This is a genomic window from Pseudomonas sp. MWU12-2037 (assembly GCF_023242345.1).
Classification (GTDB): Bacteria; Pseudomonadota; Gammaproteobacteria; order Pseudomonadales; family Pseudomonadaceae; genus Aquipseudomonas; species Aquipseudomonas gingeri_D.
In genome coordinates this window covers 75,012-100,323 of record NZ_JALLIZ010000019.1, presented here as the reverse complement: position 1 = coordinate 100,323, position 25,312 = coordinate 75,012, and the positions used below count along the sequence as shown (strand labels likewise).

Below are 25,312 nucleotides of genomic sequence, written 5' to 3'. Positions count from 1 at the left end.
AACACGCAACGGAGCTGTTCATTTGCTGCCCTCCGCCTGCTTCAGTGCCAGGACTTCCTTGGGCGTGACCATGTCGCCCTTGTTGTTGCCCCAGGCATTGCGTTCGTAGGTCACGACGGCGGCGATATCGACTTCCGACAACTGTTTGCCGAAGGCCGCCATGGCCGTGCCCGGCTTGCCGAAGAACACCCGGTGCAGGTGGTCTTCCTTGGGACCGGTGGCGATTTTCGAGCCCTTGAGTGACGGGAACATCGGCGGCAGGCCCTGGCCCTCGGCCTGGTGACAGGCCACGCAGGTGGTGTGGTAGACCTTGTCGCCGCGCTCCTTGAGCTCGTCGAGGGTCCACTCCTTGCTGGTCAGTTCCTTGAGCTTGGCGGACTCGGCCTTGCGATCGGCCAGCCAGCTGTCGTAGTCGGCCTTGGTGCGGACATCGACCACCACCGGCATGAAACCGTGGTCCTTGCCGCACAGTTCGGAGCATTGCCCGCGGTAGAGGCCGGGCTTGTCGATCCGGGTCCAGGCTTCGTTGAAGAACCCCGGAATGGCATCGCGCTTGACCGCCAGGGCCGGCACCCACCAGGAATGGATCACGTCGGCGGAGGTCACCAGGAAACGCACCTTGGCGCCCACCGGCAAGACCAGCGGCTGGTCGACTTCCAGCAGGTAGTTTTCGCCCTTGGGCACCTGGTTATGCATCTGTTCGGCGGGGGTGGACAGGTTGCTGAAGAACTCGACATCCTGGCCCAGGTATTTGTAGTGCCATTTCCACTGATAGCCGGTGATCTGGATATCGACGTCCGACTCACTGGTGTCATACATCTTGATCAGCGTGGCGGTCGCGGGAATCGCCATGACCACCAGGATCAGCAAGGGCACGATGGTCCAGAGGATTTCCACGGTGGTGCTTTCATGGAACTTGGCCGCCACCTGGCCGGTGGAGCGTCGGTGCATGATCATCGACCAGAACATCGCACCGAACACGATGATGCCGATCACCACACAGATCCAGAAAATGGTCATGTGCAGATCGAAGATCTCGTGACTGACTTCCGTCGCTCCTGGCGCCATATTCACGGTCCAGGCGGCATGCGCCTGACTGAATATCGACCACAACAGGAGGCCCATCCAGACTCGTGGATGTCGCATCATTGCGGGTTCCCCTTATCGTTCTTGTTATCCCGCCGGCTTTCACCTGCGGCCAAGGGAATGGTCGTACTGCGTAAGCGGACCATTCGGCCGGGCCTGCAACAGCTGCCGGGCGTCAACAGCTAACTCCCTACGAAATCGAGTATAGACAGCGACCGGGACAGCGCCATGCGATCTGGGAAATGAACTGAAGGCGACTTTGCATCAGGCTGGAGGCCACGAATTACCTGGGGCAGAGCAGAAATGACGGCAAACCGATATAACCCACGCATATAAGCATGAAATAATTATTACAAATGCGTCTGAACATCTTTTATAACCCAGCTACTTTGTACTCTCCCTATTTTCCCTTTGCCGTCCCCCCCTGGAGTTTTCATGAACACCGCCGCATTGCGCGAGCAGATTCAACGTGCCCATCAACACGAGGCCGGTAGTGGCCAGTTGACGCGTCAACTTGAAGTTCAATTGCCGCACCTTCACCCCGCTATTCAACTGCCGGATGTTGACGCCAAAGGCGTGCTGACCCGGTTTGTCAAAGCCTATATCGACCTGGTTCCCGACCTGCTGGATGCGGCCAATGAAGTAGCGCGCGAAGCCGGTATCGAGTCGCAGATCAAGCCGGTGCTGAAAATCGCCGAGCAGTTTTTCCTGCAGCCCCCGGCGATCCTGGAAGGCCATGTCGGGCTCGACGGCCTGCTGGACGAAGCCTATCTGGCGCATCGCCTGGTGGAGGAGGTCAATGACTTGTACATCAAGCATTTCGGCCAGCCGTTGATTCCCTCGGACATTACCGTGGCCAACCTGATCGCCCACCAGTTGATCGGCGAGACGTTCGCCAACCAGCTGGATGAAGCGGTGCATCACGCGGTCGATGAGATGCTCAATGAAGAAAGTTTTGCCCTGGAGTCGGTGGAAACCTATCGCGAGCGCCTGCACAGCCCGGACACCGAGGCGGCGTGGAAGCGCTGGCCGTGCCTGTCGCGCCAATTGGGCGTGGGGCTGGAGCTGGAGCAGCCGGGCGCTTGAACCGACAACGCTATTGATCGCAAGCGAACGCGATCCGCTGCCGACGCGCTCTCCTGTAGGAGCCGAGCTTGCTCGCGATCGGCTGCGCAGCAGTCGTAAAACCTGCGCATGCGGTGCATCTGGCACACCGAGTCAGCCGGATTGCGGCCGCTGCGCGCCCGATCGCGAGCAAGCTCGGCTCCTACAGGTTTTGTGGCGTTTTACCATCGTCAGGCTGCGGCGGAACCGATACCGCTGGTGGTCCGCAGCCGCCCTTCCAGGCGCCGTTTCAAGCCATGGGCCTCGATCACCAATCGCGAACCCTTGGCCCGGTTGGCGCGGTCCCACTCCTCCAGCAACTCCAGGCAAGAGTGGTCGATATAGCTCAGGTTGCCCAGCGGCACGTGCACCACCGTGCCCGTGGGAACCGTCGACAGCACCCGGGTCAGCGCAGGCACCTTGAGAAAGGTCGCCGCTCCCAGCAGGCGCAGCTCCATCTCACCCTCGGCAGGCAAGTCCACCAGGCTGATTTTCAGGCGCGAGGCTTTCCAGGCCAGCTTCGCCAGGGTCAGGCCGAAACCGATCAACACACCCGTCAACAGATCAGTGCAGACAATCGCCAGGGCCGTGGCCCCATAGGTCAGCATCGGCATGCGCCCGTAGCGCCCCAGGCCGCGAAAGACCTTGAGGTCCACCAGCTTGATGCCCGTATACACCAGCACACCCGCCAGGCTCGCCACCGGAATGCTTTGCAGCACGCTGGACAACAGCAGCACAAAGGCCAGCAGCCACAAGCCATGGAACATCGTCGACAGGCGGGTCCGGGCACCGGCCTGGACATTCGCCGAACTGCGCACGATCACCCCGGTCATGGGTAGCGCCCCGAGCAAGCCGCAGAGCATGTTGCCCACCCCCTGCGCCGACAGTTCGCGGTCGAAGTCCGAACGCTGGCCGTCGTGCATGCGGTCAACGGCGGCGGCTGAGAGCAGGGTTTCGGCGCTGGCGATAAAGGCCACGGCAAAAGCCGCGATCAGCAGGTTGGGATCGGCCAGGTTGAGCAGGTCGGCGGGCCGCAGCCAGTCGATGGCCTCGGCCAGGTTGGCGGGGACTTCCACGCGCTTGACCGACAGCGCCAGCAGCAGGCTCGCCAGGGTCGCCAGGCCCACGCCAAGCAGTGCACCCGGAACAAAGCGCAGGGCATGGGGTTTGCGCTTGTCCCAGAGCCACATCACCAGGATGGTTCCCAGGCCCAGCGCACCGGCCTGCCAGCCGCTACCTTCGCCGGAAAACGCCTGGCCCACAGCGGCGGGGAAGCCCAGCAGGTTGTCCAGCCCCGAGGGTAGGGGAGAGCCGTCGAGCATCACATGGACCTGGGACAGCACGATCAACACACCGATCCCGGCAAGCATGCCGTAGACTACCGCCGGGGCGGTCACCCGGAACCAGCAGCCCAGGCGCAGGCGGCCAGCCAGTAATTGCAATACGCCGGCCAGCAACAGGATCGGCCCGAGCATGGCCATGCCGTGCTCGCGCACCAGTTCGAACACCAGCACCGCCAGGCCCGCGGCCGGACCGCTGACCTGCAACGGCGAACCCGCCAGCCAGCCCACCACCAATCCACCGATGATGCCGGTAATCAGCCCTTTGGCCGGCGGCATGCCGGACGCGATGGCGATCCCCATGCACAGCGGCAGGGCCACCAGGAATACCACCACGGAAGCCAATAGCTCCCGTGGCAAAACCGCTTTCAGTTGTGCAGCACGCATGATCAATCTCCCGAGGATTTCTTCAGGCATGGCCAAGCCCGACCGCTCGAACGTCGGTCGTGGCTGAACCCAATGGATGGAGGAGGCTTCAGGCGCTAGAAGCGGGCTTTGGGCGTCGCACTCGGGATCGGATGAGTGCCATCGAGGGGCAGGAAGCAGGCCCGATCGGCGTCATACGCTTTGATTTCGCTGGTTTCGATGTTGTAGATCCAACCATGGATAAACAGGTGACCGTTGGCCATGCGCGAGGCTACCGAAGGGTGCGTGCGCAAGTGCTGCAACTGGGCGATAACATTTTCTTCGGTCAGCACCTGCATGCTTTCACTTTCGTTGGCACAGTTGCAGTTTTCATGGACCATGGTCTTCGCCACTTCGGCATGGCGCAGCCAAGCCTTGACCGTGGGCATCTTTTCCAGGCTGTCGGGGTTGAGCACCGCACGCATGGCGCCGCAGTCCGAATGCCCGCAGACGATGATGTGCTGCACGCCGAGGGCCAGCACCGCGTACTCGATGGCGGTCGAGACACCGCCGTTCATCTGCCCGTAGGGCGGCACCACGTTACCGACATTGCGGGTCACGAACAGGTCGCCGGGCGAGCTATGGGTAATGAGCTCAGGCACGATCCGCGAATCCGCGCACGTGATGAACATCGCCCGGGGGCTCTGGGCCGTGGCGAGCTTCTTGAACAGCTCCTCCTGCTGCGGAAAGATTTCATGATGAAAATGCAGGAAGCCATCGACGATATGCTGCAACGCCGCATCGGCGGTTTCGGCCCCGGGGAGCCCTGGTGCCGACGCAGCCGACGGCTGTTTATCCTTGTCACTCATGATTCATCCTCTTTTCTGACGGATTGAAGGGGATTTTCCTGATTGGGCTCGCTCATGGCCAGCACCCATCGGATCAATACGCCCGATTCCTTGAACGCACCTGTACACAACAGGCAGCTTCACCCTAGTCGCGAAAACTTAACTCAAGCTGAATCAGAGGCTCTAGGACGGACGTTCCAGAAGTTTCTTAGGCGGCTTACCCGAGAGTATAGGCGCAGGCCAAACGCCATCAGACACCTTTGTCCGGATCCCGACTCAGAGTAACGACATTTGCCCTCCGGGGGGACAAAACGCCGTGCAATCGAGGTTGTAACCTTCGCGGCGGTTGAGGCCCAGGCGCTTGATGGCCTTGGCAAAACGTTGCGCCAACAGGTCGGCAAACGGCCCTTCGCCGCGCATCCGCGCACCGAACCGGCTGTCGTAGAGCTCGCCGCCGCGGGTCTGGCGAATCAGGCTCAAGACATGGGCTGCCCGTTGCGGATAGTGGGCGGCGAGCCACTCCTCGAACAGCGGCGCTACCTCCAGGGGCAGGCGCAGCATCATGTAGGCGGCGCTCTGGGCACCGGCGTCGCGGGCCTCGGTGAGCAGGCTTTCCAGCTCGCTGTCGTTGATCATCGGAATCATCGGCGAACATAAAACGCCAACCGGGATACCCGCTTCACCCATGACCCGGATCGCCCGCAAGCGCGCCTTGGGCGCCGCCGCACGGGGCTCGAGGATGCGCTTGAGTTCGTCGTCGAGGCTGGTCAGGCTGATCATCACCGCCACCAGGCGCTGCCGTGCCAGTTCCGTGAGCAGGTCGAGGTCGCGCAGGATCAGCGAGCCCTTGGTGACGATGGTCACCGGATGCCGATAACGCAGCAACACCTCGAGGATCCGCCGGGTGAGCTGGTGCTCGCGTTCGATCGGCTGGTAGGGATCGGTATTGGAGCCCAGGTTGATCGGTGCGACGCGATAGCCCGGCCTGGACAATTGCTGCTCCAGCACGGCGGCGGCGTTGGTCTTGGCGATCAGCCTGGTTTCGAAATCCAGGCCTGGGGACATATCCCAGTAGGCATGGCTGGGGCGTGCGTAGCAGTAGATGCAACCGTGCTCGCAGCCGCGATAGGGATTGATGGAGCGGTCGAAGGGGAGGTCCGGCGAGGTGTTGCGGGTGATGATGGACTTCGCCGTCTCGATGCGCACCTCGGTGCCCTGGGTCAGCGGAACCTCCTGGTACCAGCCGTCGTCCTCGGCCACCGAACGATGGGGCGCGAAGCGGTTGTGCGGGTTGGTCGCGGTGCCACGGCCACGGGGTGGGAGCGGGGTGAACATGGGAAAGGCTCCATTACTGTATCTATATACAGTAATAGAGCCAGGCGGATCTGCCTAGCACCGTCTGGCAGAGGCACCATAACGGCCACGCCGAACGCGGACCTTGTGGGAGCCTGGCTTGCCAGCGATGGCGGCCGTGAGGACACCGCAAGACTCAAGGGCCTCATCGCCGGCAAGCCGGCTCCTACAGGGGTCCGTGGTGCTCTTGGGATCTTATGGCTTGGCCGGCATATCCTCCTTGCGCAACGCCGCCACATCGCTGGCCTTCACCGCGCCGCCCTGATTACCCCAACTGCCGCGAATGAAACCGACCACGTCCGCCACTTCCTGGTCCGACAATCGCCAGGCAAACGCCGGCATGGTGAAGTTCGAAGGTGCGGTGTGGGTCGCCGGCAAGGTGCCGCCCTTGAGCACGATATGGATCAACGACGTCGGGTCCGCCGATTGCACCACCGGGTTACCGGCCAACGCCGGGAACACCCGGGTATAGCCGTGACCGTCGGTACGGTGGCAGGCCGCGCAGTTGTCGATATAGACCGACGCCCCCGGCTTGCTGTCATCACCTTTCCACAGGGCTTGTGCGACCTGCGGCTCATAGGCGTGAGGCGCGTCCTGCGGATCCACCGGCGGCAAGCTCTTGAGGTAGCGGGCAATCGCCGTCAGATCGTCATCGCTCATGTATTGCATGCTGTGCACCACCACATCGCTCATGCCGCCGAATACCGCGCTGCGATCGCTGCGACCGGTCTTGAGGAACTGCACCAGCTGCCCTTCGTTCCAACTGCCGAGGCCATCCTTATGGTCGCCGCGCAGGCTTTTCGCGATCCAGCCCTCGAGCGGCGCGCTGCCCGCCAGGAAGGCACTGCCGTCATTCGCGCTCAAGGCTTTTTCCTGCATGGTCAGGGCCCGTGGCGTATGGCAGGCACCGCAATGGCCGAGCCCTTCGACCAGATAGGCGCCACGGCTCACCACCGGGTCAGCGCCGCTGCCGGCCTGGTATTCGGCGACCTTGGGCGCAAACACCCAGCGCCAACCCGCCAACGGCCAGCGCATGCTCAGCGGCCAGGGGATATCGACAGCCTTGTTGTCCTGGGCCACCGGCGCCACGCCCTTCATGAAGTAGGCGTACAGCGCCTGCATATCGCTGTCGCTGACCCGGGCATAGGACGGATAGGGCATCGCCGGGTAAAGCGTACTACCGTTCTTGGCGACACCATGGCGGACCGCCTGGTCGAAATCCTCGAAGCTGTAGGCGCCGATCCCACTTTTATCCGGGGTGATATTGGTCGAATAGATCGTGCCGATGGGCGTCTGCATCGGCAGCCCGCCGGCGAACGGCTGGCCGCCCTTGGCCGTGTGACAGGCCACGCAGTCCCCGGCTCGCGCCAGGTATTCTCCCTGCTTGATCAGGGCCGACGGATCGGCCTCGGCGGCGCTGACCGCGCCATTGCCCAACAACGCCAGGGTGGCGATAACCAGTGCTTTCATGTTTATCGCTCCTTATGCCTGGACCAACGGGCCGGGATTTTTCAGGTACTGCTCGCGGATCGCCCGGGCCGACCAGTAGGTCAGCGCCGCCACCAGGCCGGTGGGGTTGTAGCCCAGACCCTGGGGGAAAGCCGAAGCGCCAGGGACAAAGACGTTGTGCACATCCCAGCATTGCAGGTAGCGGTTCAGGGCGCTGGTCTTCGGGTCGGTGCCCATGATCGCGCCACCGTTGAGGTGGGTGGTCTGGTAGGACGACGTGTTGAAGTGCTCACCGACCTGCTTGCCCAGCAGGGCAATGGACTTGGGGTTCATCGCCTCGGCGACCTTGCTCAGTTTGTCGACCATGAAGCGGTTCATCTTGATGTCGTTTTCCTGCCAGTCGAAGGTCATCCGCAACAGCGGCAAGCCGTAGGCATCACGGTAAACCGGGTCGAGATCCAGGTAGTTGCCCCGATAGGACTGGTGCGCACCGTGGGCATCCATCGACACCTGGTGGGTGTAGTAATCGGCCGTGGCACGTTTCCAGGCACTGCCCCAGGCTGGTGTGCCCGGCGGGTTCGAAGTCCCGGCAATCGGCCGGCTGCCGGCCTGGTTGACCCACATCGGCGACCCGCCGACAAAGCCATGGGGGCCGTGGTCGAAGTTATCGGCGTTGAAATCGTCGATCGCCACACCGTTGCCGCCGGCACCGATAAAGTTGTTGGTGTGCACGTCCTTGTCGAAGAAGGCCTTCACGGTGGCCATGTTCTGGTAGGCGAAGTTCTTGCCCACCACGCCTTCACCGGTGACCGGATCGTAGGGCTTGCCGATGCCGGACAGCAGCATCAGCCGCACGTTATGGAACTGGAAGGCGCCGAGAATCACCAGGTCCGCCTCTTGCTCCACCTCGCGGCCCTGGGCGTCGATGTAGGTCACGCCGGTGGCCTTGCGCTTGGTGCTGTCGAGATTGACCCGTAGCACGTGGGAATTGGGCCGCAGTTCGAAGTTCGGCACCTGGCGCAACGCCGGCAGGATGTTCACGTTCGGCGAGGCCTTGGAATACATGTAGCAGACATAACCGCTGCAGAAGCCGCAGAAATTGCACGGGCCCATCTGCGCACCGTAAGGGTTGGTGTAGGGCCCTGAAGTATTTGCCGACGGCAGATTGTAGGGCTTGTAGCCGACTTCACTGGCGGCTTTCTGGAACAGCTGCGCGGAGTAGGTGTTCTTCTGCGACTCCAGCGGAAAGGGATTGGAACGATCCGGCGCGTAAGGGTTGCCGCCCTTGCCCTGGCCGACCAACTGGCCCTTGACGGTCCAGGCCTGGCCCGAAGTGCCGAAGACCTTTTCGGCATGGTCGAAGAACGGTTCCAGCTCTTCGTAACTGACGCCGAAGTCCTGGATGGTCATGTCCTTGGGAATGAAGTGTTTGCCGTAGCGCTCTTCGTAGTGACTGCGGATGCGCAACTCGATGGGGTCGACCCGAAAGTGCACGCCAGACCAGTGCAGCCCCGCACCACCCACGCCATTGCCCGGCAGGAACGCGCCGAGCTGGCGGTTCGGCAGGGCGACGTCATTGACGCTATGGCGAATGGTGACGGTTTCCTTGGAGATATCCTGGAAGAGTTTCTTGCGCACGCTGTAGGTGAGCTCGTCGATCACCTGTGGGTAATTGCCGTCTGGGTAGGTGTCCTGCATGGGACCGCGTTCCAGGGCCACGACATTGAGCCCGGCTTCGGTCAGTTCCTTGGCCATGATCGCCCCAGTCCAGCCGAAACCGACGATTACCGCGTCGACCTTCTTCATTTGAATCGCCATGCTCATGCCCTCTCGCCGCGAATGGATACAGCCGGGAAGGGGTATTGCTCGTTGCGTTCAACCCAATCCATAAAATCGGCGCGGGCGCCGGGAAAGCCGATCATGGTCCAGCCGACCAGACCTTTGTTGCCGCCATGGATCGGGTCGCTGAAGAAACCTTCCTTGGTGTTTTGCAGCAGGAAGCTGAAGAAAATCTTCGGCGGGACACTGTCGAAATCGGCGTCTCCGACCTCCAGTCGCTTGAGCAAGGCATCCTGGGTAGCGCTGTCTTGCGCGGCAAAGGTTGAACCGTGCAGCTTCTTGCACCAGGCCTCCGTAGCAGCGATGCCCAGCCGATAGATCTCGCGGGGCACCAGTTTGCTTTGCCAACCCATCTCCGGCGGCGCATCGGCGGCGAAGGGCCCCTGCATAAACCACAAGGCGCCACTGGCGTAAGGGGTGTTCATTTGCCGGTCGATAAATTCCGGCACACCAGCTTCCAGGGCACCCGGCCCCTGGGCATCGGCCGGAATCAATCGGGCCACGGCGGCATTGAGAAAAGCCCATTCCTCGGCGGTGAAGAAGCTCGGCTCGTAATGCCCGCTGTTGACCGGAGCCTTGTCGGCGGCCGCTGGCGTCACTTGCGAGGCGGCTTGCAGGACACTGCTGCCCAACGCGCTGCTCGCCACGGTGACCACCGGGATCAAGGTCAGGGTTTTGCGCAGGAACTCACGCCGCGGGTTATCTCGATCTTGATCAGACATGGCGTTACCTCTCTCATCTTGCACGCACGGATTATTCGGTCACTTCAATTGAGCAACCTGTCTTTTTCGGGTAGCGGTCTCTATCGAGACACCTCGAATTGAGAACACACTGGCAACCTTTAGTTACAAATGATAGCAGCCTAAGCATCAGGATGAATCGATTCAGCTAAAAATCTCGACCTTTTCCGCCCCCATTCCACCCCTCTCACAAATCTTTGACGCTCGACTCACGGGCTTTTGATCCGTAAAAAACAATGCTATAGGGCAATATCGAGTTCTCTTTTCCGGGCGCCGTCCATCTATGTCGATCGTTCGCTGGTTTTCCCTCCTTGGCCTGATGCTGATCAGCGGTCTGGTGCTGCTCGCCGCCCAGGCCGGCGACAACAGCAGCCAACGCCCGCCGCAATGGGCCACGCCGGTGGGCAACCAGTACAACCTCAACCAGATGACCCCGACGCTCTATCGCAGCACCTTGCCCGACAGCAATGCCGTGCCGATCCTGGCCAGGCTGAACATCACCACGGTCATCAACTTCCAGCCGGAGGCCGACTCCAGCTGGCTGTCGGCCCCGAACATCAAGCAGGTGCAACTGCCCTACCGGATCGGCCATGTCGATGACGCCGACGTGTTGACCGTCTTGCGCGCGATCAAGGACGCCGAGGACCGGGGTTCGGTACTGATCCACGACCGGAAGGGCACGGAACGCACCGGCCTGATGGCGGCGATGTACCGCGTGGTGGTGCAGGGCTGGAGCAAGGAGGAAGCCCTGAGCGAAATGATGATGGGAGGGTTTGGCGACACCCCGCACTTCAAGGACAGCATCCGTTACATGATGCAGGCGCCGGTCGACAAGCTACGCGAGGCCCTGGCCAGCGGCGCGTGCAGCACCAGTCCCTACGCTACCTGCGCGGTGCAGAGCTGGCTCAAGTCGGCACAGGTGCAGTGAGTTCATCGAGGGTTCGTCCCAGAAACGCCTCAATGGATTTCAGGATGGGCCGGGAACCGCCCGGCGCGAAGACCAGCTCGCGCAGGCGCCTGCCTTCCACGGGATCGAAGAGCCCCTGCTCTTCGAAACGGCTGAACACCGCCCTCGCCAGCATCTGCCCCCAGGGATAGATGAAATAGGCGGCGTCCGTGCCGGTGACCAGGTGACTGAAACTGTAGACCTGACGCACATCGCTCGGTGCCGGCAGCGACAAGACCTCATCGCGCACCCGTGCGCTGCGCTCCAGGACGCTTTGCTCCCGGGCGGGGTTCTGGTGCAGCTCCAACGCGAGCGCGGCAAGAATCAGGGTACTGGCCGACTTCAAGCCGTTGCCGGTGGTGAGTGAAATCATCAACCGGTCGGCCTGATCGGCAGAAAGCGCGGCGCCGGTCTGGTGGTGCCGACTGATCTCGACGAGATAGGCAGGCGAATGACACCAGCACTCCAGCAACGCCGAGAAGAACTCGCCAGCATCCCTGGCCGAATCGGTACCGGACAAGCTCCAGCAAGGAGAGCGGTCCAGCAACTGATGCAGGCAGTGCCCGAACTCGTGGAACAGTACCCGCATCTGTCCGTGCTTGAGCAGCAGGGGCTTGTCAGCCGCGGGCCGCGGAAGATAACAGTACAGCACCACGACCGGCAGGGTCAGGCTGCGGCCCTCGACCGATAGCAGCCGATGGCGCAGCGCATACATCGCGCCGCTCCTGGTGGTCTTCTCCTCGCGGGCGAACAGATCGAGGAACAGGTAGCCTATCGCCTGCCCATACTCGCGAACCTCGAACGGGCGGACGTCGGGGTGCCAGGTATCCAGTTCGTCGCGGGCGATGAATTCAACGCCGAACAGGCGAGCGGGGAGTGCCAGCAGGCTTTTCAGAACCTGCTCGAGTTCGAAGTAGGCGCGACTTTCATCCTCGCTGATCGCGCCCTTGTGCAGGCGCAGCTGCTGGCTATAAAAGGGCCGGTCCCAGGGTTTCAGCTCCGTCAGGCCCTGCTCGGCGGCAAACGCCTCCAGTACCTCCACTTCGCGGATCCAGCCTGGTTTTTCCGCGGCCACCAGTCGGCGCAAGAATCCCTCGACCTGCTCGGCAGAACTCAACGAAAGGCTTTGCAGTTGCAGTGCCGCGCTGTTGGCGAAGCCCAGCAGCTCAGCCTTCATGAAGCGCAATTGCAGCAACTCGTCGAGCACGGGCGTATTGTCATGGTCCGTTTCGGCATCGCTGGCACGGCTCACAACGGCCTCATAGACCTGCTGGCGCAGCTCGCGCCCTCGCGCATCCCGAAAGATCGAGCTGACCGCCTGCGGATCGTCGATGTTCAACCACCAACCGGCAAAGTTCGACTCGTGGTACAGCTCCATATGGACCTTGTCCTCGTCCGAAACGCCCTCCAGGGTACTGTCGTCGCTGAAGTACAGGCTGCCGTCTTCACTGGCGATGCGCACATTGTTGAGGAAGCGCAATTCCAGTTGCCGGATTCGCGCGTCCAGCGCCCGCAACCGGGTCTTCTGTTCCTCGGACAAATGCGCCCCCGCCAGCCGGCAATCCAGCACGACCCGCTGGAGCGCGGCGACACGCGTGGCGTCGAACAGGCGCGCGTTCGCGCTGCCCGCCAGGCGTTCGTAGAGTTGAAAGAGCCCGGGATGCTGGCTGACTTCAAGGCGGTAAGCGAGATAACGCCGGCGGCAACTGTGGAACGCCTCTCCCCACACGGGGTAGGGACGGGCGGTACTCAAGGCGGTAATGACGCCCATAAGCCCCGCCAGGCGCCCCCGCAAGGCGTCGACCGGTACGAAGAAGTCGTCCCAGGTCGGGTTTTCGCTCTGGTTCGCGATAATCTCGTCGATCGCGCTCCAGTGGTGTTTGATCAGCGCCTCGAGCGCCGGCAGCAGGTGCTCGACACGCACCGATGAATAGGCCGGCAGATCAGGCGGCTGCGCGTGCAGCAAAGGGTTGAAGGTCCCCACGGTTCACTCCTGGACAGGCACGGACCGCCAGCGGGTCCGCTCAAGGCCACAGTCTGGGGTAGCAGGCGCTTGCGCGAGTGGTACAGGGATAAGACATCCCCGGGCCTTGGACGGCCCGGGAAAGCGGAGCGGCGGGATTACTTGTCGTCGGGCTTTTTCAGCTTCGGATTTGGGAAAAACTGCACGGTCTGGACCTTATTGTCCTGCGGGGCCTTGGCCGGTGCGGTATTGACCCGCGTGCCCAGCTCCTTGGGCACCGACAAACCCTGTTCATTCAGGGTGTCGGCATAGCCGCAAGCCACGCACTCACGGTGCGGAACGTCGTCTTCGCTCCACATCATCAGCTTGTCCTGCTCGCTGCACGCCGGGCAGACCGCCCCGGCGATAAAGCGCTTCTTGGTCTTGATCACGGGTGCCTCGCTCATGCCGCGGCATCCTCGCTCAGGCCGCTATGACGCAAGAGTGCGTCAATCGACGGCTCGCGGCCACGGAAGTCGACGAACAGCACCATCGGCGCCTGGGAGCCACCGCGGGCCAGGATCGCTTCACGGAAGGCACGACCGGTCTGTTCGTTCAGCACACCCTCTTCCTCGAACTTGGAGAAGGCGTCGGCCGACAGCACTTCCGCCCATTTGTAGCTGTAGTAGCCCGCCGCGTAACCGCCGGCGAAAATATGCGCAAAGCTGTTGGGAAAGCGGTTGTAGGCCGGCGGACGCATCACCGAGACCTCGTCGCGCACGCCTTCGAGGACCTGTGCCACGCTGCGGCCGTCGCCGTGGGTGGCATGCAGTTCGAAGTCGAACAGCGAGAATTCCAGCTGGCGCACCATCATCAGCCCGGACTGGAAGTTCTTTGCCGCGAGCATTTTTTCCAGCAGGTCCTGGGGCAGCGGTTCGCCGCTTTCGTAGTGACCGGAGATCAACGCCAGGCCTTCGGGCTCCCAGCACCAGTTTTCCATGAACTGGCTCGGCAGCTCCACGGCATCCCAGGCCACGCCATTGATACCGGACACGCCGGCATGGTCGATACGGGTCAGCAGGTGGTGCAGGCCATGGCCGAATTCGTGGAACAGGGTGGTGACTTCGTCATGGGTCAGCAGGGCCGGCTTGCCGCTGTCGGCCGGGGCGAAGTTGCACACCAGGTTGGCCACCGGGCTTTGCAGGACGCCATCAACCGTACGCCGACGATCACGGGCACCGTCCATCCAGGCCCCGCCACGCTTGTTGGCGCGGGCATAGAGGTCAAAGAAGAAACGCCCGACGTGCTGGCCGTTTTCCTTGATTTCGAACAGGCGGACATCCGGGTGCCAGGTGTCGAAACCGCTCTGCTCGGCAATCTCGATGCCGTACAGGCGCTGGACAATGGCGAACAGCCCGCCGAGCACCTTGTCGATCGGGAAGTAGGCGCGCAGGGCTTCCTGGGAAACGCTGTAGCGTTGCTCACGCAGCTTCTCGCCGTAGTAACCGCTGTCCCAGCTTTGCAGCTCGGCACAGCCTTGTTCGGCGGCGTAGGCCTTGAGTTGTTGCAGGTCCTGGGCGGCAAACGGCTTGCTGCGCTTGGCCAGGTCGCGCAGGAAAGTCAGCACCTGGTCGCTGGAGTCGGCCATCTTGGTCGCCAGGCTCAATTCCGAGAAGCTGGCGAAACCCAACAATTGCGCCAGTTCCTGGCGCAGGTCGAGGATTTCTTCCATCACCGGACCGTTGTCGTACTGGCCGGCATTCGGTCCCTGGTCCGAGGCACGGGTGCAGTAGGCGGCGTACACCTCTTCGCGCAGGGCGCGGTCCTGGGCGTAGGTCATCACCGCGTAGTAGCTCGGGAATTCCAGGGTGATCAACCAGCCGTCCAGGCCCTTGGCCTGGGCCGCGGCGGCCATTTGCGCCTTGGAGGAGTCGCTCAGGCCGGCAAGACCGGCCTCGTCGGTGACGTGCCGGGTCCAGGCCTGGGTCGCGTCGAGCAACTGGTTGGAGAAGCGGCTGCCCAGTTCGGACAGCTTGCTCTGCACCTCGGCGTAGCGCTTTTGCTGCTCGGGCGGCAGGTCGATACCCGACAGGCGGAAGTCGCGCAGGGAGTGTTCGAGAATGGTTTTCTGGCCGACGTCGAAGCTGGCGGCCTGCGGGCTGTTCGCCAGGGCTTCGAAGGCCTGGAACAGTTCGCGGTTCTGGCCCAGCTCCGTGGAGTAGGCGCTCAAGGCCGGCAGGCAGGCCTCGTAGGCTTCGCGCAACTCAGCGCTGTTGCACACGGCATTCAGGTGGCTGACCGGACTCCAGGCGGCGCCCAGACGATCGTTGAGTTCATCCATCGCCAGGATCAGCCCGGCCCAGGTAGGCTGTTGGCCTTGAGTGGCGAGGATTTCGGCGATGGCCGCGCGGTTGTCCGCCAGGATCTGTTCGATGGCCGGCAGCACGTGTTCCGCGCGGATCGCCGAGAACGGCGGCAGGTCGTAGGACTGCAGAAGAGGGTTGTTCACGCTCACGGTTGGCACCTTGGCTGGAAGAAACATGGGCCCATCTTAATTACAATCGACGTCGACCGCAGCTATCAACCAAAGAGAGAGCGCCTATCGTGACCCTTCGTACCTATCAGAACCTCACGCCGGCACTCGGTGAACGGGCCTTTGTCGACCGTTCGGCGGTGGTGATCGGCGACGTCGAAATCGGCGCCGACAGCTCCATCTGGCCGTTGACCGTGATCCGCGGCGACATGCACCGCATCCGCATCGGCCAACGCACCAGCGTGCAGGACGGCTGCGTGTTGCATATCACCCACGCCGGGCCTTTCAACCCCGAGGGTTTCCCGTTGCTGATCGGCGACGACGTGACCATCGCCCACAAGGTCATGCTGCATGGCTGCACGGTGGGCAGCCGGATTCTGATCGGCATGGGCAGCATCGTCATGGACGGCGCGGTGATCGAGGACGAGGTGATCGTCGGCGCCGGCAGCCTGGTGCCGCCGGGCAAGGTCCTGGAAAGCGGCTTTCTCTATGTCGGCAGCCCGGTCAAGCAGGCGCGCGCGCTGACGGACAAGGAACGGGCGTTTTTCACCTACAGCGCGGCGAACTACGTGAAGCTCAAGGACCTGCACATGGCCGAAGGTTATCACCAGGCCGTTTGATTATTTTTTGTACAGCCAGGACATTCCATGCATTACCAGACGATTCTCTTCGACCTCGACGGCACCCTGACCGACCCGCGCGAGGGCATCACCCGTTCGATCCAGTACGCGCTGGGCAAACTGGGGATCGACGAGCCGGACCTCGGCAAGCTCGAACACTTTATCGGCCCGCCGTTGTTGCAGGCGTTCATGCAGTTCTACGGGTTTGACGAGGCCAAGGCCTGGGAGGCGGTGAACTTCTACCGGGAGCGCTTCAAGGTGACCGGGCTGTATGAGAACCGGGTGTACGAAGGGGTCATGCCGTTGCTGGAGCTGCTGGGCGGGCAGGGGCGCACCTTGTATATCGCCACGTCCAAGCCCTGGGTGTTTGCCCGGGAGATTGCCCGGCATTTCGATTTTGCCCGGCACTTCAAGATGATCTACGGCAGCGAGCTGGATGGCACGCGGACCGACAAGGTCGAGCTGATTGCCCACCTGATCGCCGAAGAAGGGCTGGAACCGAGCGATACGCTGATGATCGGCGACCGCAAGCACGACCTGATCGGCGCGCAACGCAATGGTCTGGATGCGGCGGCAGTGGGGTATGGGTTCGGCAGTTTCGAGGAGTTGAGTGCGCAGCAGCCGGCTTATCATTTCCAGACGTTGGCGCAGTTGCATCGGGCGTTTGTGTAAGACGTGAAACCGTGTCGCCTGCATCGCGAGCAAGCTTGCTCCTACAAGATATCGGTCGTCCGCAACTTATTGGCACGACACAAACATTGTAGGAGCAAGCTTGCTCGCGATGGCGCCCTTCAGCCAGGCATCAGCTTGCGCAACGCCGCCGTACGATCGCCAACCGGCAAGCCCCCCAGCTTTTCCACAGCCTTGAAGAACGATGGCCAGTCGCCATTCACCTGCTTGAACAACGCCGCAAACGCCGGCACCCACTGGTCATACAGCCCGAAGGGCAGCAGCTTGGCGTTATTCAGCGGCCCGTTGATCCAGGCGTCATAACGCTTGTCACCCGCCCACTGACTCGCCTGCATCTGGTGGTACTCGTCCCGCAAGCGCTGGAACTCCTGCGCCTTGCGCTCACGCATCTGCTCGACCGGCAAGGCCTGCGCATACAACTGCTGCAAGCGCGTCCGGGTCTTCAGCACCAGCTCGATAAACTGATCCTTCTGCGCTACATCGTTGACCTTGGCCGGCGGCAAGCCTCGCGCCGCCCGCCATTGCCGCGTGCCTTCCTGTTCGACGAAGTTGGCATAGGACTCATTGAACTCGGTGTCGTCCTTCACATAAAAACGCTGGTGCGCCAGTTCATGAAAGATCAGCGTCGCCAGGCGCTCGTCGCCCCAGGTCATCATCGAACTGATAATCGGATCGTCGAACCAGCCCAGCGTCGAGTAGGCCTCGACCCCGCCGATATACACGTCCATGCCCTGCTGCTTCTGCAGCGCCGCCTCACCCCGCGCCGCGCCCTGGTTGTAATAGCCGCGATAGGCCACGCAACCGGCAATCGGGAAACAATGCTGCTGCGGGGTCAGGGAAAATTCCGGCGTGGCAAAGACATTCCAGACCACATAAGGGCGTTTGATATCCGCATACAAGCGGTAACTGCGGTTGTCCGGCAGGTGCAGATGCTCGCTGGCAAAGGCCCGCGCCTGCTGGGACTGGGCCAGGTGTTCGCGCAGTTTCGGGTCCCGGGCCGGATCGGCAATCACCTCGGCCACCGGCTCCCGGGCGTGCAACAGGCTCAACTGGCCACCGGCCAGCTGGCTATAATAATTGAGACTGCTGCAACCACCGAGCAACAGCAGCAAGGCGCCTATCGAACCGCGTACCACGGGCCTGAACATCATGGGAATCACCTGCAGGGAGCAGACACAAGACTAGCGCGCGGGCTGAAGGCTTTTCCATGAAGATTATCGAGGTTGAGGTGTTCACCGCAGGGAGGCCCCACCACAAGCTTCACGCCCGGGCGTCCCGATACCCCTGAACGCAGGTATGCTGATCTCCTGAACAGAGTGGAAACATCATGCGCAAACATCTCCCCGTACTCTTCGCCCTGGCCAGCCTGGGCGGCTGTATCAGTCCGTTACCGGCGGTGAATCCGCAAATGGCCTGGGTCGACCTGGACACCCACACCGGTACGGTGATCATGGCCGAAAGCCTGGACAAGCAGCGTCTGCGCGACGGACGCTTTTTCCAGGTCACGCCGGGCAGCCATGACCTCCTGGCTCGTTTCGATTACGAGGTCTATATCGGCGGCATGGCGATGAACACCGACCCGCCGAACCGGCTGTGCTACCTGAGCGTGCACTACGACCACTTCGAAGCCGGCCGGCGCTACCGCCTGGAGGGTATAGCCCTGGGCTTCAACGCCAGCGCGCGGCTGTACAACGACAAGGGTGAAGTCGTGGCGGAGCAGAACAATGTGTTCTGCATTCCGTAGCTTCAGCGGTCGTTCTTCTGGTAGATGATTTTCTTGCTGCCGCCTTCACAACTGCCCACGACCATGTTCTGGTCGTGGACTTCATCCCTGGCAACGATCTCCAGGGTGTAGGAACTGACGCCGGCCGCCTGGATCTTGGTTTCGATCTCGGACTTGAGCTCTTCACACGGCTTGGTCGCGGCCAGGGCCGAGGTGGCCAGCACGCAACAGAAAATCCCCAGGGCAATACGTTTCATGGTCGAACTCCTTGACTACGGCAGCGCGTCGCCAGGGCGTACGCGCAAACTGCCACAGTTCATTCGACCACACTTGCGCCAGCCAAGTTCTGAGCCGCCTCACATCCCTGGGTCTTGCCAGTGCACAATCAGTGCACCAAGGTCCCGGTGAGGCTGATCTTCGCGTTCAACACCTTGGACACCGGACAACCTTCCTTGGCCTTTTTGCTCAGCTCATCGAACTGCTGCTGGCTGGCGCCGGGGATTTTCGCCTTGAGAATCAGGTGCACCGCGGTGATCGCAAAACCACCGTCAACCTGGTCCAGGGTCACTTCGGCCTGGGTGTCGATACTGTCGGCCTTGAGCCCGGCCTCGCCGAGAATCATCGAAAAGGCCATGGAGAAACACCCCGCGTGGGCGGCGCCGATCAGTTCTTCCGGGTTGGTGCCCTTGCCGCCTTCGAAACGTGCCTTGAAACCGTAAGGCGCTTCACGCAACACCCCGGTTTCCGTGGAAATGGAACCAATACCGGTTTTCAGGTCGCCTGCCCAATGAGCCGATGCTTTCTTCGTGATACTCATAGCTGCCTCCTCAAAAGCCGGCGCGAAGGGTTCACGCCGGGGTCAAGGTTCTGAGGATAGACGCTGGATTAAAGTTCACCCTGTCAGACTCATCTGAAAAAAATGCCGGTTAAAAACAGCGCCCCCCTTGAAACTCGGGTATATGCCCACATTCCCTGGAGACCGGCAGGTTTTTCGACAGCAGACGAAGCCTGCGTACCCTCACAGGAGTAGCAGGCTCATGAAGCGACTGTCCGACGTCAAGTTTTCCACCCTCGACCTGGTGCCCGTGCGCCAGGACGGCAGCCCGAGCCAATCCCTGCGCAATTCGCTGGATCTGGCCCGTCATGTGGAAAAGTTCGGCTACCACCGCTTCTGGGTCGCCGAGCACCACAACATGGACGGGATCGCCAGTTCGGCGACGTCCGTGCTGCTGGGTTACCTGGCGGGCGGCACCTCGACCATTCGCGTCGGTTCCGGCGGCGTGATGCTGCCCAACCATGCGCCCCTGGTGATCGCCGAACAGTTCGGCACCCTGGAAAGTCTCTATCCCGGCCGTATCGACCTGGGCCTGGGCCGCGCCCCGGGTTCCGACCAGATGACCGCCCGGGCCCTGCGCCGCGAGCGTTCGGGCAGCGCCGACGACTTCCCCGAAGATGTCACTGAGCTGATGGGTTACCTCGGCCCACGCACACCGGAACAACGGGTCATCGCCATGCCGGGCACCGGTACCCAGGTGCCGGTCTGGCTGCTGGGTTCGAGCCTGTTCAGTGCACAGCTGGCCGGGGAGCGGGGTTTGCCCTACGCCTTCGCCTCACATTTCGCACCGCGCTACATGCATGAGGCGATTCGCGTCTACCGCAATCACTTCAAGCCTTCGGCGGTGCTCGACAAACCCTACGTGATGCTCGGCGTACCGCTGGTGGCCGCGGATACCGATGAAAAGGCCGACTACCTGGCGACCTCGGTGTACCAGCGCATCCTCGCGCTGATGCGTGGCCAGAGCCTGGTGCAACGGCCGCCGGTGCAGACCATGGATGGCCTGTGGCTGCCCCATGAAAGAGAAGCGGTGGCGAGTTTCCTCGGCCTGGCGATGGTCGGCAGCCCCGAGAAGATCCGCGCCAAGCTGGAAGTCCTGATCGAGCAGACCCAGGCCGATGAGCTGATCTTCACCTGCGACCTGTATGAACATGCCGATCGACTGCATTCCTACGAGTTGCTGGCGCAGGTCATGAAGGGCTGACGGCCAGAAACAGAAAAGCCGGCGCCTGGCGCCGGCTTTGATCCCCACTCACGCTTATTTGCGCTTGTAGACGATTTCCTTCTTGCCCGCCTCGCAGCGGCCAACGGTCTTGCCATCGGAACCGGAATTGCTGGCCTTATCGACGATCTGCAGCGAATAGCCATGGATCCCTTTGGCTTCAATCTTGTCCTTGATTTCCTTCTCCACCACGTCACATGGCTTGCCCGCCGCAAGGGCGGTTCCCGCCAGACTCAACAACGCTACCGCCAGCACAAGCTTCTTCATCGATCATATTCCCTGGTCAGATCAAAAAAAGTGCGTCGGCTTTTGGGCGACGCACTGGGGGGCTATTTAGCGCCCTCTGTATAGCAATCAATATGGCAGTCGGCCAGTCTATAAGTTCAAAAGGCCAGTATTTGTTCAGCTATTGGCGATTCTGAAGCCGACTTTCAGGGTGACCTGGAAGTGCGCGGCCTTGTTGTCCTTGATATGCCCACGGGTATCAAGCACCTCGAACCATTCCAGATGCTTGATGCTTTTACCGGCTTCGGCCAGGGCATTGTTGATGGCGTCTTCGATACTGGTGGGGGAAGAACCTACCAGTTCGATTTTCTTGTAGGTGTGGTGGTCGCTCATGCTGTTCTCCTAAGTCCCGGGGGCTGTCCAGAGAGCCTAGCAGTGATTTTTCCCACAGCTCGCTGTCGAGTGATTTCGTGATCCGCTGCAGATTTTCTGCACTTTCACACAACGCTGAAGTCCCAATCTGCACACGCCACTCAACTGCGGGAGAACGCCGATATGGCCAGCAACGCACTACGCAAAGCCTCATTGCAAAGCATGGAAGCCGAAATCGAGAGCCTGCTCAAGTCCCTCGAAAGCCTCAAGGACGACGCCTCGGACGAGTCGCGCAAAACCCTCAAGGCCCTCAAGAGCAATGCCGAGAACGCACTCAAGCATTCACGTCACCTGCTCAGCGATGCCTATGAAGAGGTCAAGGTCAGAACCCGCGAAACCGGGATTGCGACCCGTGATTATGCCCAGGAACATCCGTGGACAACCGCCGGTGTCGCGGTGGGTGCGCTGGGGCTTTTGGCCGCTTACCTGTTGTGCAAACGCGGCGATTAAGCCCTGTGTTCCAACTCGGTCTTGAGCCATTGGGCCAACTGCTGGGCGCGTCCGTCCGTGGCGCGCCGGGGTAGCCACAAGGCCAGCCGCCCCGGGGTTTCATTGAAGCCCCAGGGCGCCACCAGCCGACCGCCACGCAAATCGTCCGCGACCAGCGGCTGCGGCGCGATCGCCACCCCCAAACCGGCCACCGCCGCTTCGAGCAGGTAGTACAGATGCTCGAAACCCTGTCCGTACTTCAACTGCGCCGCATCGATACCGTTCTGCCGCGCCCAGCTGGGCCAGGCCTGGGGTCGTGAGGTGGTGTGCAACAACGCTTCACCCACCAGGCCACGGGCCGGGGACCGCAGCAATGACTCGTAGCGGGCAAAATGCGGACTCATGACCGGGCCGATGCGCTCGCTCGCCAGTTCTATAACCTGCATATCCGCCGGCCATGGCGGCTCGGCGAACAGCAGCAGGGCATCGAGCCCCGGCTTGCGCGGATCGAGATCGCCTTCACCCGCCGACAGGTGCAGGCGCAGGTCGGGCAAATCGGCATTCAGCCGCCCCAGTCGCGGAATAAACCAGCGCGCCAGCAGGCTCCCGGAACAGCCCAGCACAAAGGGCGCATCCGCCGTGTTCTGGGTCAACTCGGCGCAGACCGCCCGCAGCCGCTCGAACGCCTCGAAACTGGCGTCGCGCAGGCGAATGCCCGCATCTGTGAGTTTCAGGCCGCGGCCTTCCTTGGCGAACAGGCTCAGGCCCAGATGCTCCTCAAGCACTTTCAACTGCCGGCTGACCGCTCCATGGGTCACATGCAGCTGTTCGGCGGCCTGACTGACGCTGTTCAAGCGGGCGGTGGCCTCGAAGGCGCGCAAGGCATTGAGCGGGGGAAGGTCACGGCTCATGGTATCTGTGAGTTTTCCTGACAGGTTACGGCGATCTTATCGGTTTTCATCCGCGCCTGTCATGGTTAGAGTGAACCCCATCGAACATTCAATCGCCCACCTGGAGCCTCCCATGACCCAGTCCAACCTGCGCAACGGCCCCGACGCCAACGGCCTGTTCGGCGCATTCGGCGGCCGCTACGTGGCCGAAACCCTGATGCCGCTGATCCTCGACCTGAACCGCGAATACGAAGCCGCCAAGATCGATCCTGCGTTCATCGAGGAACTAGCCTACTTCCAGCGCGACTACGTCGGTCGTCCGAGCCCGCTGTACTTCGCCGAACGCCTGACCGAACACTGCGGCGGCGCGAAGATCTACCTCAAGCGCGAAGAGCTGAACCACACCGGCGCCCACAAGATCAACAACTGCATCGGCCAGATCCTGCTGGCGCGGCGCATGGGCAAGAAACGCATCATCGCCGAGACCGGCGCCGGCATGCACGGCGTGGCCACCGCCACCGTCGCCGCGCGTTTCGGCCTGGACTGCGTGATCTACATGGGCACCACCGACATCGAGCGCCAGCAGGCCAACGTGTTCCGCATGAAGCTGCTGGGCGCCGAAGTGATCCCGGTGGTCGCCGGCACCGGCACCCTGAAGGACGCAATGAACGAAGCCCTGCGCGACTGGGTGACCAACGTCGACAGCACCTTCTACCTGATCGGCACCGTCGCCGGCCCGCACCCGTATCCGGCCATGGTCCGCGACTTCCAGGCGGTGATCGGCAAGGAAACCCGCGACCAGTTGCAAGCCCAGGAAGGGCGCCTGCCCGACAGCCTGGTGGCGTGCATCGGTGGCGGCTCCAACGCCATGGGCCTGTTCCACCCGTTCCTCGATGACACCAGCGTCGAAATCATCGGCGTCGAAGCGGCCGGCCACGGTATCGAAACCGGCAAGCACGCCGCCAGCCTGAACGGCGGCGTCCCGGGCGTGCTGCACGGCAACCGGACCTTCCTGCTGCAGGACGACGACGGCCAGATCATCGATGCCCACTCGATTTCCGCCGGCCTCGACTACCCCGGCATCGGCCCGGAACACGCCTGGTTGCACGATATCGGTCGCGTCCAGTACACCTCGATCACCGATCACGAAGCCCTGGCCGCGTTCCACCAGTGCTGCCGTCTCGAAGGCATTATCCCGGCCCTGGAAAGCGCCCATGCCCTGGCCGAAGTGTTCAAGCGGGCGCCGACCCTGCCCAAGGATCACCTGATGGTGGTCAACCTGTCCGGTCGCGGTGACAAGGACATGCAAACCGTCATGCACCACATGCAACAGTCCCAGCAGGAGAAACACTGATGAGCCGCCTGCAAACCCGCTTTGCCGAGCTGAAAGAACAGAACCGCGCCGCCCTGGTGACCTTTATCACCGCCGGCGACCCGGGTTATGACACCTCCCTGGCGATCCTCAAGGGCCTGCCCAAGGCCGGTGCCGATGTGATCGAGCTGGGCATGCCCTTCACCGATCCGATGGCCGACGGCCCGGCGATCCAGCTGGCGAACATCCGTGCCCTGGGCGCCAAGCAGAACCTGGCAAAAACCCTGCAGATGGTTCGCGAGTTCCGCGCCGAGAACAACGACACCCCGTTGGTGCTGATGGGTTACTTCAACCCGATCCACCACTACGGCGTACCGCGTTTTATCGCCGATGCCAAGGCCGCCGGTGTCGACGGCCTGATCGTGGTCGACCTGCCGCCGGAACATAACGGCGAGCTGTGCGACCCGGCCCAGGCCGCCGGCCTGGACTTTATCCGCCTGACCACGCCGACCACCGACGACGTGCGCCTGCCCACCGTGCTCAACGGCAGCTCCGGCTTCGTCTACTACGTGTCGGTGGCCGGTGTGACCGGTGCCGGCTCGGCGACCCTGGAACATGTCGAAGAAGCGGTGGCCCGCCTGCGTCGTCACACCGACCTGCCGATCAGCATCGGTTTCGGTATCCGCACCCCGGAGCAGGCCGCGGCCATCGCCCGGCTGGCGGACGGCGTGGTGGTCGGCTCGGCGCTGATCGATCACATCGCCAACGCCAGCAGCGATGAGCAGGCCATCGATGGCGTGCTGAGTCTCTGCGCGGCCCTCGCCGAAGGCGTACGTACCGCGCGCTGACTCGCGCGGCACGGCACAGAGGGATCCAGGACCACCGCCCTGGGTCCCTTTTTCATGGGCGCCGACCTGAGCGTTTATTGACAGAACTGCGCTGTCAAAGGGGTAATCATTACATGCTCTTTCCGGGAAATACCGGCAAGAGACGGCCGCGCAGGAGCGCTGGATCGTTACCTATGAACATGGATGCCCCCTATGACCCTTGCTGTCGCCTGTACCTTCCTCGATCACCTGTCCGTCACTGAAGTCCCACGCCCAAAGCGGCTCAGGTCGGTCACTTCGCGTCCACGCCAAACGCCGCCACCACGACAAGACCTGTCCAGCCTGTTCGCGTTCGAAGCCCTGGCGCCCAGTGCCACGAACCTGGCCTCCGATCCCGCAAGAACCGTTGGCGAGCCAGCGAACGATGCCTCCTTGCGCGAACGCCTCGAAGCCCTGCGACACGGCATGAGCGAACAGCATGATCGCTGGCGATAACGTCGGCGCCGGCCAAAGGTAAAGTTCCTGATACAAAGGAATCTAAATGCCACCATGTGGACTAATAAAGTATGACCCGGGGGTTTG

At 62.2% G+C, this 25,312-nt stretch carries 26 protein-coding genes; 10 read left to right on the top strand and 16 right to left on the bottom strand.

What is annotated here, in order from left to right; genetic code table 11:
* Positions 1 to 18: 18 nt before the first annotated feature.
* A complete protein-coding gene (gene coxB / locus M5B42_RS26285; RefSeq protein WP_248747456.1) occupies positions 19 to 1,149 on the bottom strand; it encodes a cytochrome c oxidase subunit II in 1,131 nt (376 codons plus the stop codon).
* A 372-nt stretch (positions 1,150 to 1,521) separates the two neighbouring features.
* Here coxB and M5B42_RS26280 point away from each other — a divergent pair, with 372 nt between their 5' ends.
* Positions 1,522 to 2,172: a hypothetical protein gene (locus M5B42_RS26280; RefSeq protein WP_248747455.1), complete on the top strand. Its 651-nt coding sequence runs from the start codon at positions 1,522 to 1,524 to the stop codon at positions 2,170 to 2,172.
* Between the two features lie 209 nt (positions 2,173 to 2,381).
* Here M5B42_RS26280 and M5B42_RS26275 read toward each other — a convergent pair whose 3' ends face one another.
* The 6 genes from M5B42_RS26275 to M5B42_RS26250 all read right to left on the bottom strand — a co-directional run bounded on the left by M5B42_RS26275 (position 2,382) and on the right by M5B42_RS26250 (position 10,086).
* Complete coding sequence (locus M5B42_RS26275) at positions 2,382 to 3,917, bottom strand: SulP family inorganic anion transporter (protein ID WP_248747454.1); 1,536 nt, start codon at positions 3,915 to 3,917, stop codon at positions 2,382 to 2,384.
* Between the two features lie 95 nt (positions 3,918 to 4,012).
* Positions 4,013 to 4,744, bottom strand: coding sequence for a carbonic anhydrase (locus tag M5B42_RS26270; RefSeq protein WP_103496250.1), 732 nt, complete (start codon positions 4,742 to 4,744; stop codon positions 4,013 to 4,015).
* Between the two features lie 255 nt (positions 4,745 to 4,999).
* Positions 5,000 to 6,058: a PA0069 family radical SAM protein gene (locus M5B42_RS26265; protein ID WP_248747453.1), complete on the bottom strand. Its 1,059-nt coding sequence runs from the start codon at positions 6,056 to 6,058 to the stop codon at positions 5,000 to 5,002.
* A 213-nt stretch (positions 6,059 to 6,271) separates the two neighbouring features.
* Positions 6,272 to 7,546, bottom strand: a complete 1,275-nt coding sequence (locus tag M5B42_RS26260; protein ID WP_248747452.1) for a cytochrome c — start codon at positions 7,544 to 7,546, stop codon at positions 6,272 to 6,274.
* Between the two features lie 12 nt (positions 7,547 to 7,558).
* The gene (locus M5B42_RS26255) at positions 7,559 to 9,343 is read right to left on the bottom strand and encodes a GMC family oxidoreductase (RefSeq protein ID WP_152736541.1); all 1,785 of its coding nucleotides are present in this window, start codon (positions 9,341 to 9,343) and stop codon (positions 7,559 to 7,561) included.
* A gap of 2 nt (positions 9,344 to 9,345) precedes the next feature.
* A complete protein-coding gene (locus M5B42_RS26250) occupies positions 9,346 to 10,086 on the bottom strand; it encodes a gluconate 2-dehydrogenase subunit 3 family protein (RefSeq protein WP_152736542.1) in 741 nt (246 codons plus the stop codon).
* A 301-nt stretch (positions 10,087 to 10,387) separates the two neighbouring features.
* Here M5B42_RS26250 and M5B42_RS26245 point away from each other — a divergent pair, with 301 nt between their 5' ends.
* Positions 10,388 to 11,032, top strand: a complete 645-nt coding sequence (locus M5B42_RS26245; RefSeq protein ID WP_152736543.1) for a dual specificity protein phosphatase family protein — start codon at positions 10,388 to 10,390, stop codon at positions 11,030 to 11,032.
* Here the strand turns inward: M5B42_RS26245 and M5B42_RS26240 are convergent.
* The 3 genes from M5B42_RS26240 to prlC form a co-directional block, all read right to left on the bottom strand.
* Positions 11,010 to 13,034, bottom strand: a complete 2,025-nt coding sequence (locus M5B42_RS26240; RefSeq protein ID WP_248747451.1) for a M3 family metallopeptidase — start codon at positions 13,032 to 13,034, stop codon at positions 11,010 to 11,012. The two genes, M5B42_RS26245 and M5B42_RS26240, sit on opposite strands and share 23 nt — an antisense overlap.
* Before the next feature lie 137 nt (positions 13,035 to 13,171).
* Complete coding sequence (locus M5B42_RS26235) at positions 13,172 to 13,459, bottom strand: YheV family putative zinc ribbon protein (protein ID WP_248747450.1); 288 nt, start codon at positions 13,457 to 13,459, stop codon at positions 13,172 to 13,174.
* A complete protein-coding gene (prlC, locus tag M5B42_RS26230; protein WP_247263085.1) occupies positions 13,456 to 15,534 on the bottom strand; it encodes an oligopeptidase A in 2,079 nt (692 codons plus the stop codon). The genes M5B42_RS26235 and prlC overlap by 4 nt, the downstream gene beginning before the upstream one ends.
* Positions 15,535 to 15,596: 62 nt before the next feature.
* Here prlC and M5B42_RS26225 point away from each other — a divergent pair, with 62 nt between their 5' ends.
* Positions 15,597 to 16,145, top strand: coding sequence for a gamma carbonic anhydrase family protein (locus tag M5B42_RS26225; RefSeq protein WP_177103933.1), 549 nt, complete (start codon positions 15,597 to 15,599; stop codon positions 16,143 to 16,145).
* Positions 16,146 to 16,172: 27 nt separating this feature from the next.
* The gene (locus M5B42_RS26220) at positions 16,173 to 16,817 is read left to right on the top strand and encodes an HAD family hydrolase (protein ID WP_248747449.1); all 645 of its coding nucleotides are present in this window, start codon (positions 16,173 to 16,175) and stop codon (positions 16,815 to 16,817) included.
* A gap of 119 nt (positions 16,818 to 16,936) precedes the next feature.
* On the opposite strand, the gene M5B42_RS26215 is transcribed toward M5B42_RS26220, so the two are convergent.
* The gene (locus tag M5B42_RS26215) at positions 16,937 to 17,986 is read right to left on the bottom strand and encodes an aminopeptidase (protein ID WP_248747448.1); all 1,050 of its coding nucleotides are present in this window, start codon (positions 17,984 to 17,986) and stop codon (positions 16,937 to 16,939) included.
* 176 nt (positions 17,987 to 18,162) lie between these two features.
* Between M5B42_RS26215 and M5B42_RS26210 the strand changes: the two genes are divergently transcribed.
* Positions 18,163 to 18,579, top strand: a complete 417-nt coding sequence (locus tag M5B42_RS26210; protein ID WP_103496241.1) for a hypothetical protein — start codon at positions 18,163 to 18,165, stop codon at positions 18,577 to 18,579.
* Positions 18,580 to 18,581: 2 nt separating this feature from the next.
* Here the strand turns inward: M5B42_RS26210 and M5B42_RS26205 are convergent, their stop codons facing one another.
* A complete protein-coding gene (locus M5B42_RS26205) occupies positions 18,582 to 18,815 on the bottom strand; it encodes a DUF1161 domain-containing protein (RefSeq protein WP_103496240.1) in 234 nt (77 codons plus the stop codon).
* A 128-nt stretch (positions 18,816 to 18,943) separates the two neighbouring features.
* Positions 18,944 to 19,375, bottom strand: a complete 432-nt coding sequence (locus M5B42_RS26200; RefSeq protein ID WP_103496239.1) for an OsmC family protein — start codon at positions 19,373 to 19,375, stop codon at positions 18,944 to 18,946.
* A gap of 220 nt (positions 19,376 to 19,595) precedes the next feature.
* Between M5B42_RS26200 and M5B42_RS26195 the strand changes: the two genes are divergently transcribed.
* A complete protein-coding gene (locus M5B42_RS26195) occupies positions 19,596 to 20,597 on the top strand; it encodes an LLM class flavin-dependent oxidoreductase (protein WP_248747447.1) in 1,002 nt (333 codons plus the stop codon).
* A 54-nt stretch (positions 20,598 to 20,651) separates the two neighbouring features.
* Here M5B42_RS26195 and M5B42_RS26190 read toward each other — a convergent pair whose 3' ends face one another.
* Together M5B42_RS26190 and M5B42_RS26185 are read right to left on the bottom strand one after the other, a co-directional pair.
* A complete protein-coding gene (locus M5B42_RS26190) occupies positions 20,652 to 20,882 on the bottom strand; it encodes a DUF1161 domain-containing protein (RefSeq protein WP_248747446.1) in 231 nt (76 codons plus the stop codon).
* 135 nt (positions 20,883 to 21,017) lie between these two features.
* Complete coding sequence (locus tag M5B42_RS26185) at positions 21,018 to 21,233, bottom strand: dodecin (protein WP_100939968.1); 216 nt, start codon at positions 21,231 to 21,233, stop codon at positions 21,018 to 21,020.
* Positions 21,234 to 21,395: 162 nt separating this feature from the next.
* Here M5B42_RS26185 and M5B42_RS26180 point away from each other — a divergent pair, with 162 nt between their 5' ends.
* Positions 21,396 to 21,722 carry a DUF883 family protein gene (locus M5B42_RS26180; protein ID WP_103496236.1) on the top strand — a complete coding sequence of 109 codons (327 nt, stop codon included), beginning with the start codon at positions 21,396 to 21,398 and terminating at the stop codon, positions 21,720 to 21,722.
* Here the strand turns inward: M5B42_RS26180 and M5B42_RS26175 are convergent.
* Positions 21,719 to 22,612, bottom strand: coding sequence for a LysR family transcriptional regulator (locus M5B42_RS26175; RefSeq protein ID WP_248747445.1), 894 nt, complete (start codon positions 22,610 to 22,612; stop codon positions 21,719 to 21,721). The two genes, M5B42_RS26180 and M5B42_RS26175, sit on opposite strands and share 4 nt — an antisense overlap.
* A gap of 112 nt (positions 22,613 to 22,724) precedes the next feature.
* Here M5B42_RS26175 and trpB point away from each other — a divergent pair, with 112 nt between their 5' ends.
* The 3 genes from trpB (at position 22,725) to M5B42_RS26160 (ending at position 25,225) form a co-directional block, all read left to right on the top strand.
* On the top strand, positions 22,725 to 23,945 hold the full coding sequence (gene trpB / locus M5B42_RS26170; protein WP_100939965.1) for a tryptophan synthase subunit beta: 1,221 nt from the start codon (positions 22,725 to 22,727) through the stop codon (positions 23,943 to 23,945).
* Positions 23,945 to 24,751, top strand: a complete 807-nt coding sequence (trpA, locus tag M5B42_RS26165; protein WP_103496234.1) for a tryptophan synthase subunit alpha — start codon at positions 23,945 to 23,947, stop codon at positions 24,749 to 24,751. The genes trpB and trpA overlap by 1 nt, the downstream gene beginning before the upstream one ends.
* Positions 24,752 to 24,943: 192 nt before the next feature.
* Positions 24,944 to 25,225 carry a hypothetical protein gene (locus M5B42_RS26160; RefSeq protein WP_248747444.1) on the top strand — a complete coding sequence of 94 codons (282 nt, stop codon included), beginning with the start codon at positions 24,944 to 24,946 and terminating at the stop codon, positions 25,223 to 25,225.
* Positions 25,226 to 25,312 lie beyond the last annotated feature (87 nt).

Coding starts and splice junctions, on each gene's coding strand:
- coxB (WP_248747456.1), bottom strand. CDS start 1,149: ATGATGCGACATCCACGAGTCTGGATGGGCCTCCTGTTGTGGTCGATA.
- M5B42_RS26280 (WP_248747455.1), top strand. CDS start 1,522: ATGAACACCGCCGCATTGCGCGAGCAGATTCAACGTGCCCATCAACAC.
- M5B42_RS26275 (WP_248747454.1), bottom strand. CDS start 3,917: ATGCGTGCTGCACAACTGAAAGCGGTTTTGCCACGGGAGCTATTGGCT.
- M5B42_RS26270 (WP_103496250.1), bottom strand. CDS start 4,744: ATGAGTGACAAGGATAAACAGCCGTCGGCTGCGTCGGCACCAGGGCTC.
- M5B42_RS26265 (WP_248747453.1), bottom strand. CDS start 6,058: ATGTTCACCCCGCTCCCACCCCGTGGCCGTGGCACCGCGACCAACCCG.
- M5B42_RS26260 (WP_248747452.1), bottom strand. CDS start 7,546: ATGAAAGCACTGGTTATCGCCACCCTGGCGTTGTTGGGCAATGGCGCG.
- M5B42_RS26255 (WP_152736541.1), bottom strand. CDS start 9,343: ATGGCGATTCAAATGAAGAAGGTCGACGCGGTAATCGTCGGTTTCGGC.
- M5B42_RS26250 (WP_152736542.1), bottom strand. CDS start 10,086: ATGTCTGATCAAGATCGAGATAACCCGCGGCGTGAGTTCCTGCGCAAA.
- M5B42_RS26245 (WP_152736543.1), top strand. CDS start 10,388: ATGTCGATCGTTCGCTGGTTTTCCCTCCTTGGCCTGATGCTGATCAGC.
- M5B42_RS26235 (WP_248747450.1), bottom strand. CDS start 13,459: ATGAGCGAGGCACCCGTGATCAAGACCAAGAAGCGCTTTATCGCCGGG.
- prlC (WP_247263085.1), bottom strand. CDS start 15,534: ATGTTTCTTCCAGCCAAGGTGCCAACCGTGAGCGTGAACAACCCTCTT.
- M5B42_RS26220 (WP_248747449.1), top strand. CDS start 16,173: ATGCATTACCAGACGATTCTCTTCGACCTCGACGGCACCCTGACCGAC.
- M5B42_RS26215 (WP_248747448.1), bottom strand. CDS start 17,986: ATGATGTTCAGGCCCGTGGTACGCGGTTCGATAGGCGCCTTGCTGCTG.
- M5B42_RS26210 (WP_103496241.1), top strand. CDS start 18,163: ATGCGCAAACATCTCCCCGTACTCTTCGCCCTGGCCAGCCTGGGCGGC.
- M5B42_RS26205 (WP_103496240.1), bottom strand. CDS start 18,815: ATGAAACGTATTGCCCTGGGGATTTTCTGTTGCGTGCTGGCCACCTCG.
- M5B42_RS26200 (WP_103496239.1), bottom strand. CDS start 19,375: ATGAGTATCACGAAGAAAGCATCGGCTCATTGGGCAGGCGACCTGAAA.
- M5B42_RS26195 (WP_248747447.1), top strand. CDS start 19,596: ATGAAGCGACTGTCCGACGTCAAGTTTTCCACCCTCGACCTGGTGCCC.
- M5B42_RS26190 (WP_248747446.1), bottom strand. CDS start 20,882: ATGAAGAAGCTTGTGCTGGCGGTAGCGTTGTTGAGTCTGGCGGGAACC.
- M5B42_RS26185 (WP_100939968.1), bottom strand. CDS start 21,233: ATGAGCGACCACCACACCTACAAGAAAATCGAACTGGTAGGTTCTTCC.
- M5B42_RS26180 (WP_103496236.1), top strand. CDS start 21,396: ATGGCCAGCAACGCACTACGCAAAGCCTCATTGCAAAGCATGGAAGCC.
- M5B42_RS26175 (WP_248747445.1), bottom strand. CDS start 22,612: ATGAGCCGTGACCTTCCCCCGCTCAATGCCTTGCGCGCCTTCGAGGCC.
- trpB (WP_100939965.1), top strand. CDS start 22,725: ATGACCCAGTCCAACCTGCGCAACGGCCCCGACGCCAACGGCCTGTTC.
- trpA (WP_103496234.1), top strand. CDS start 23,945: ATGAGCCGCCTGCAAACCCGCTTTGCCGAGCTGAAAGAACAGAACCGC.
- M5B42_RS26160 (WP_248747444.1), top strand. CDS start 24,944: ATGACCCTTGCTGTCGCCTGTACCTTCCTCGATCACCTGTCCGTCACT.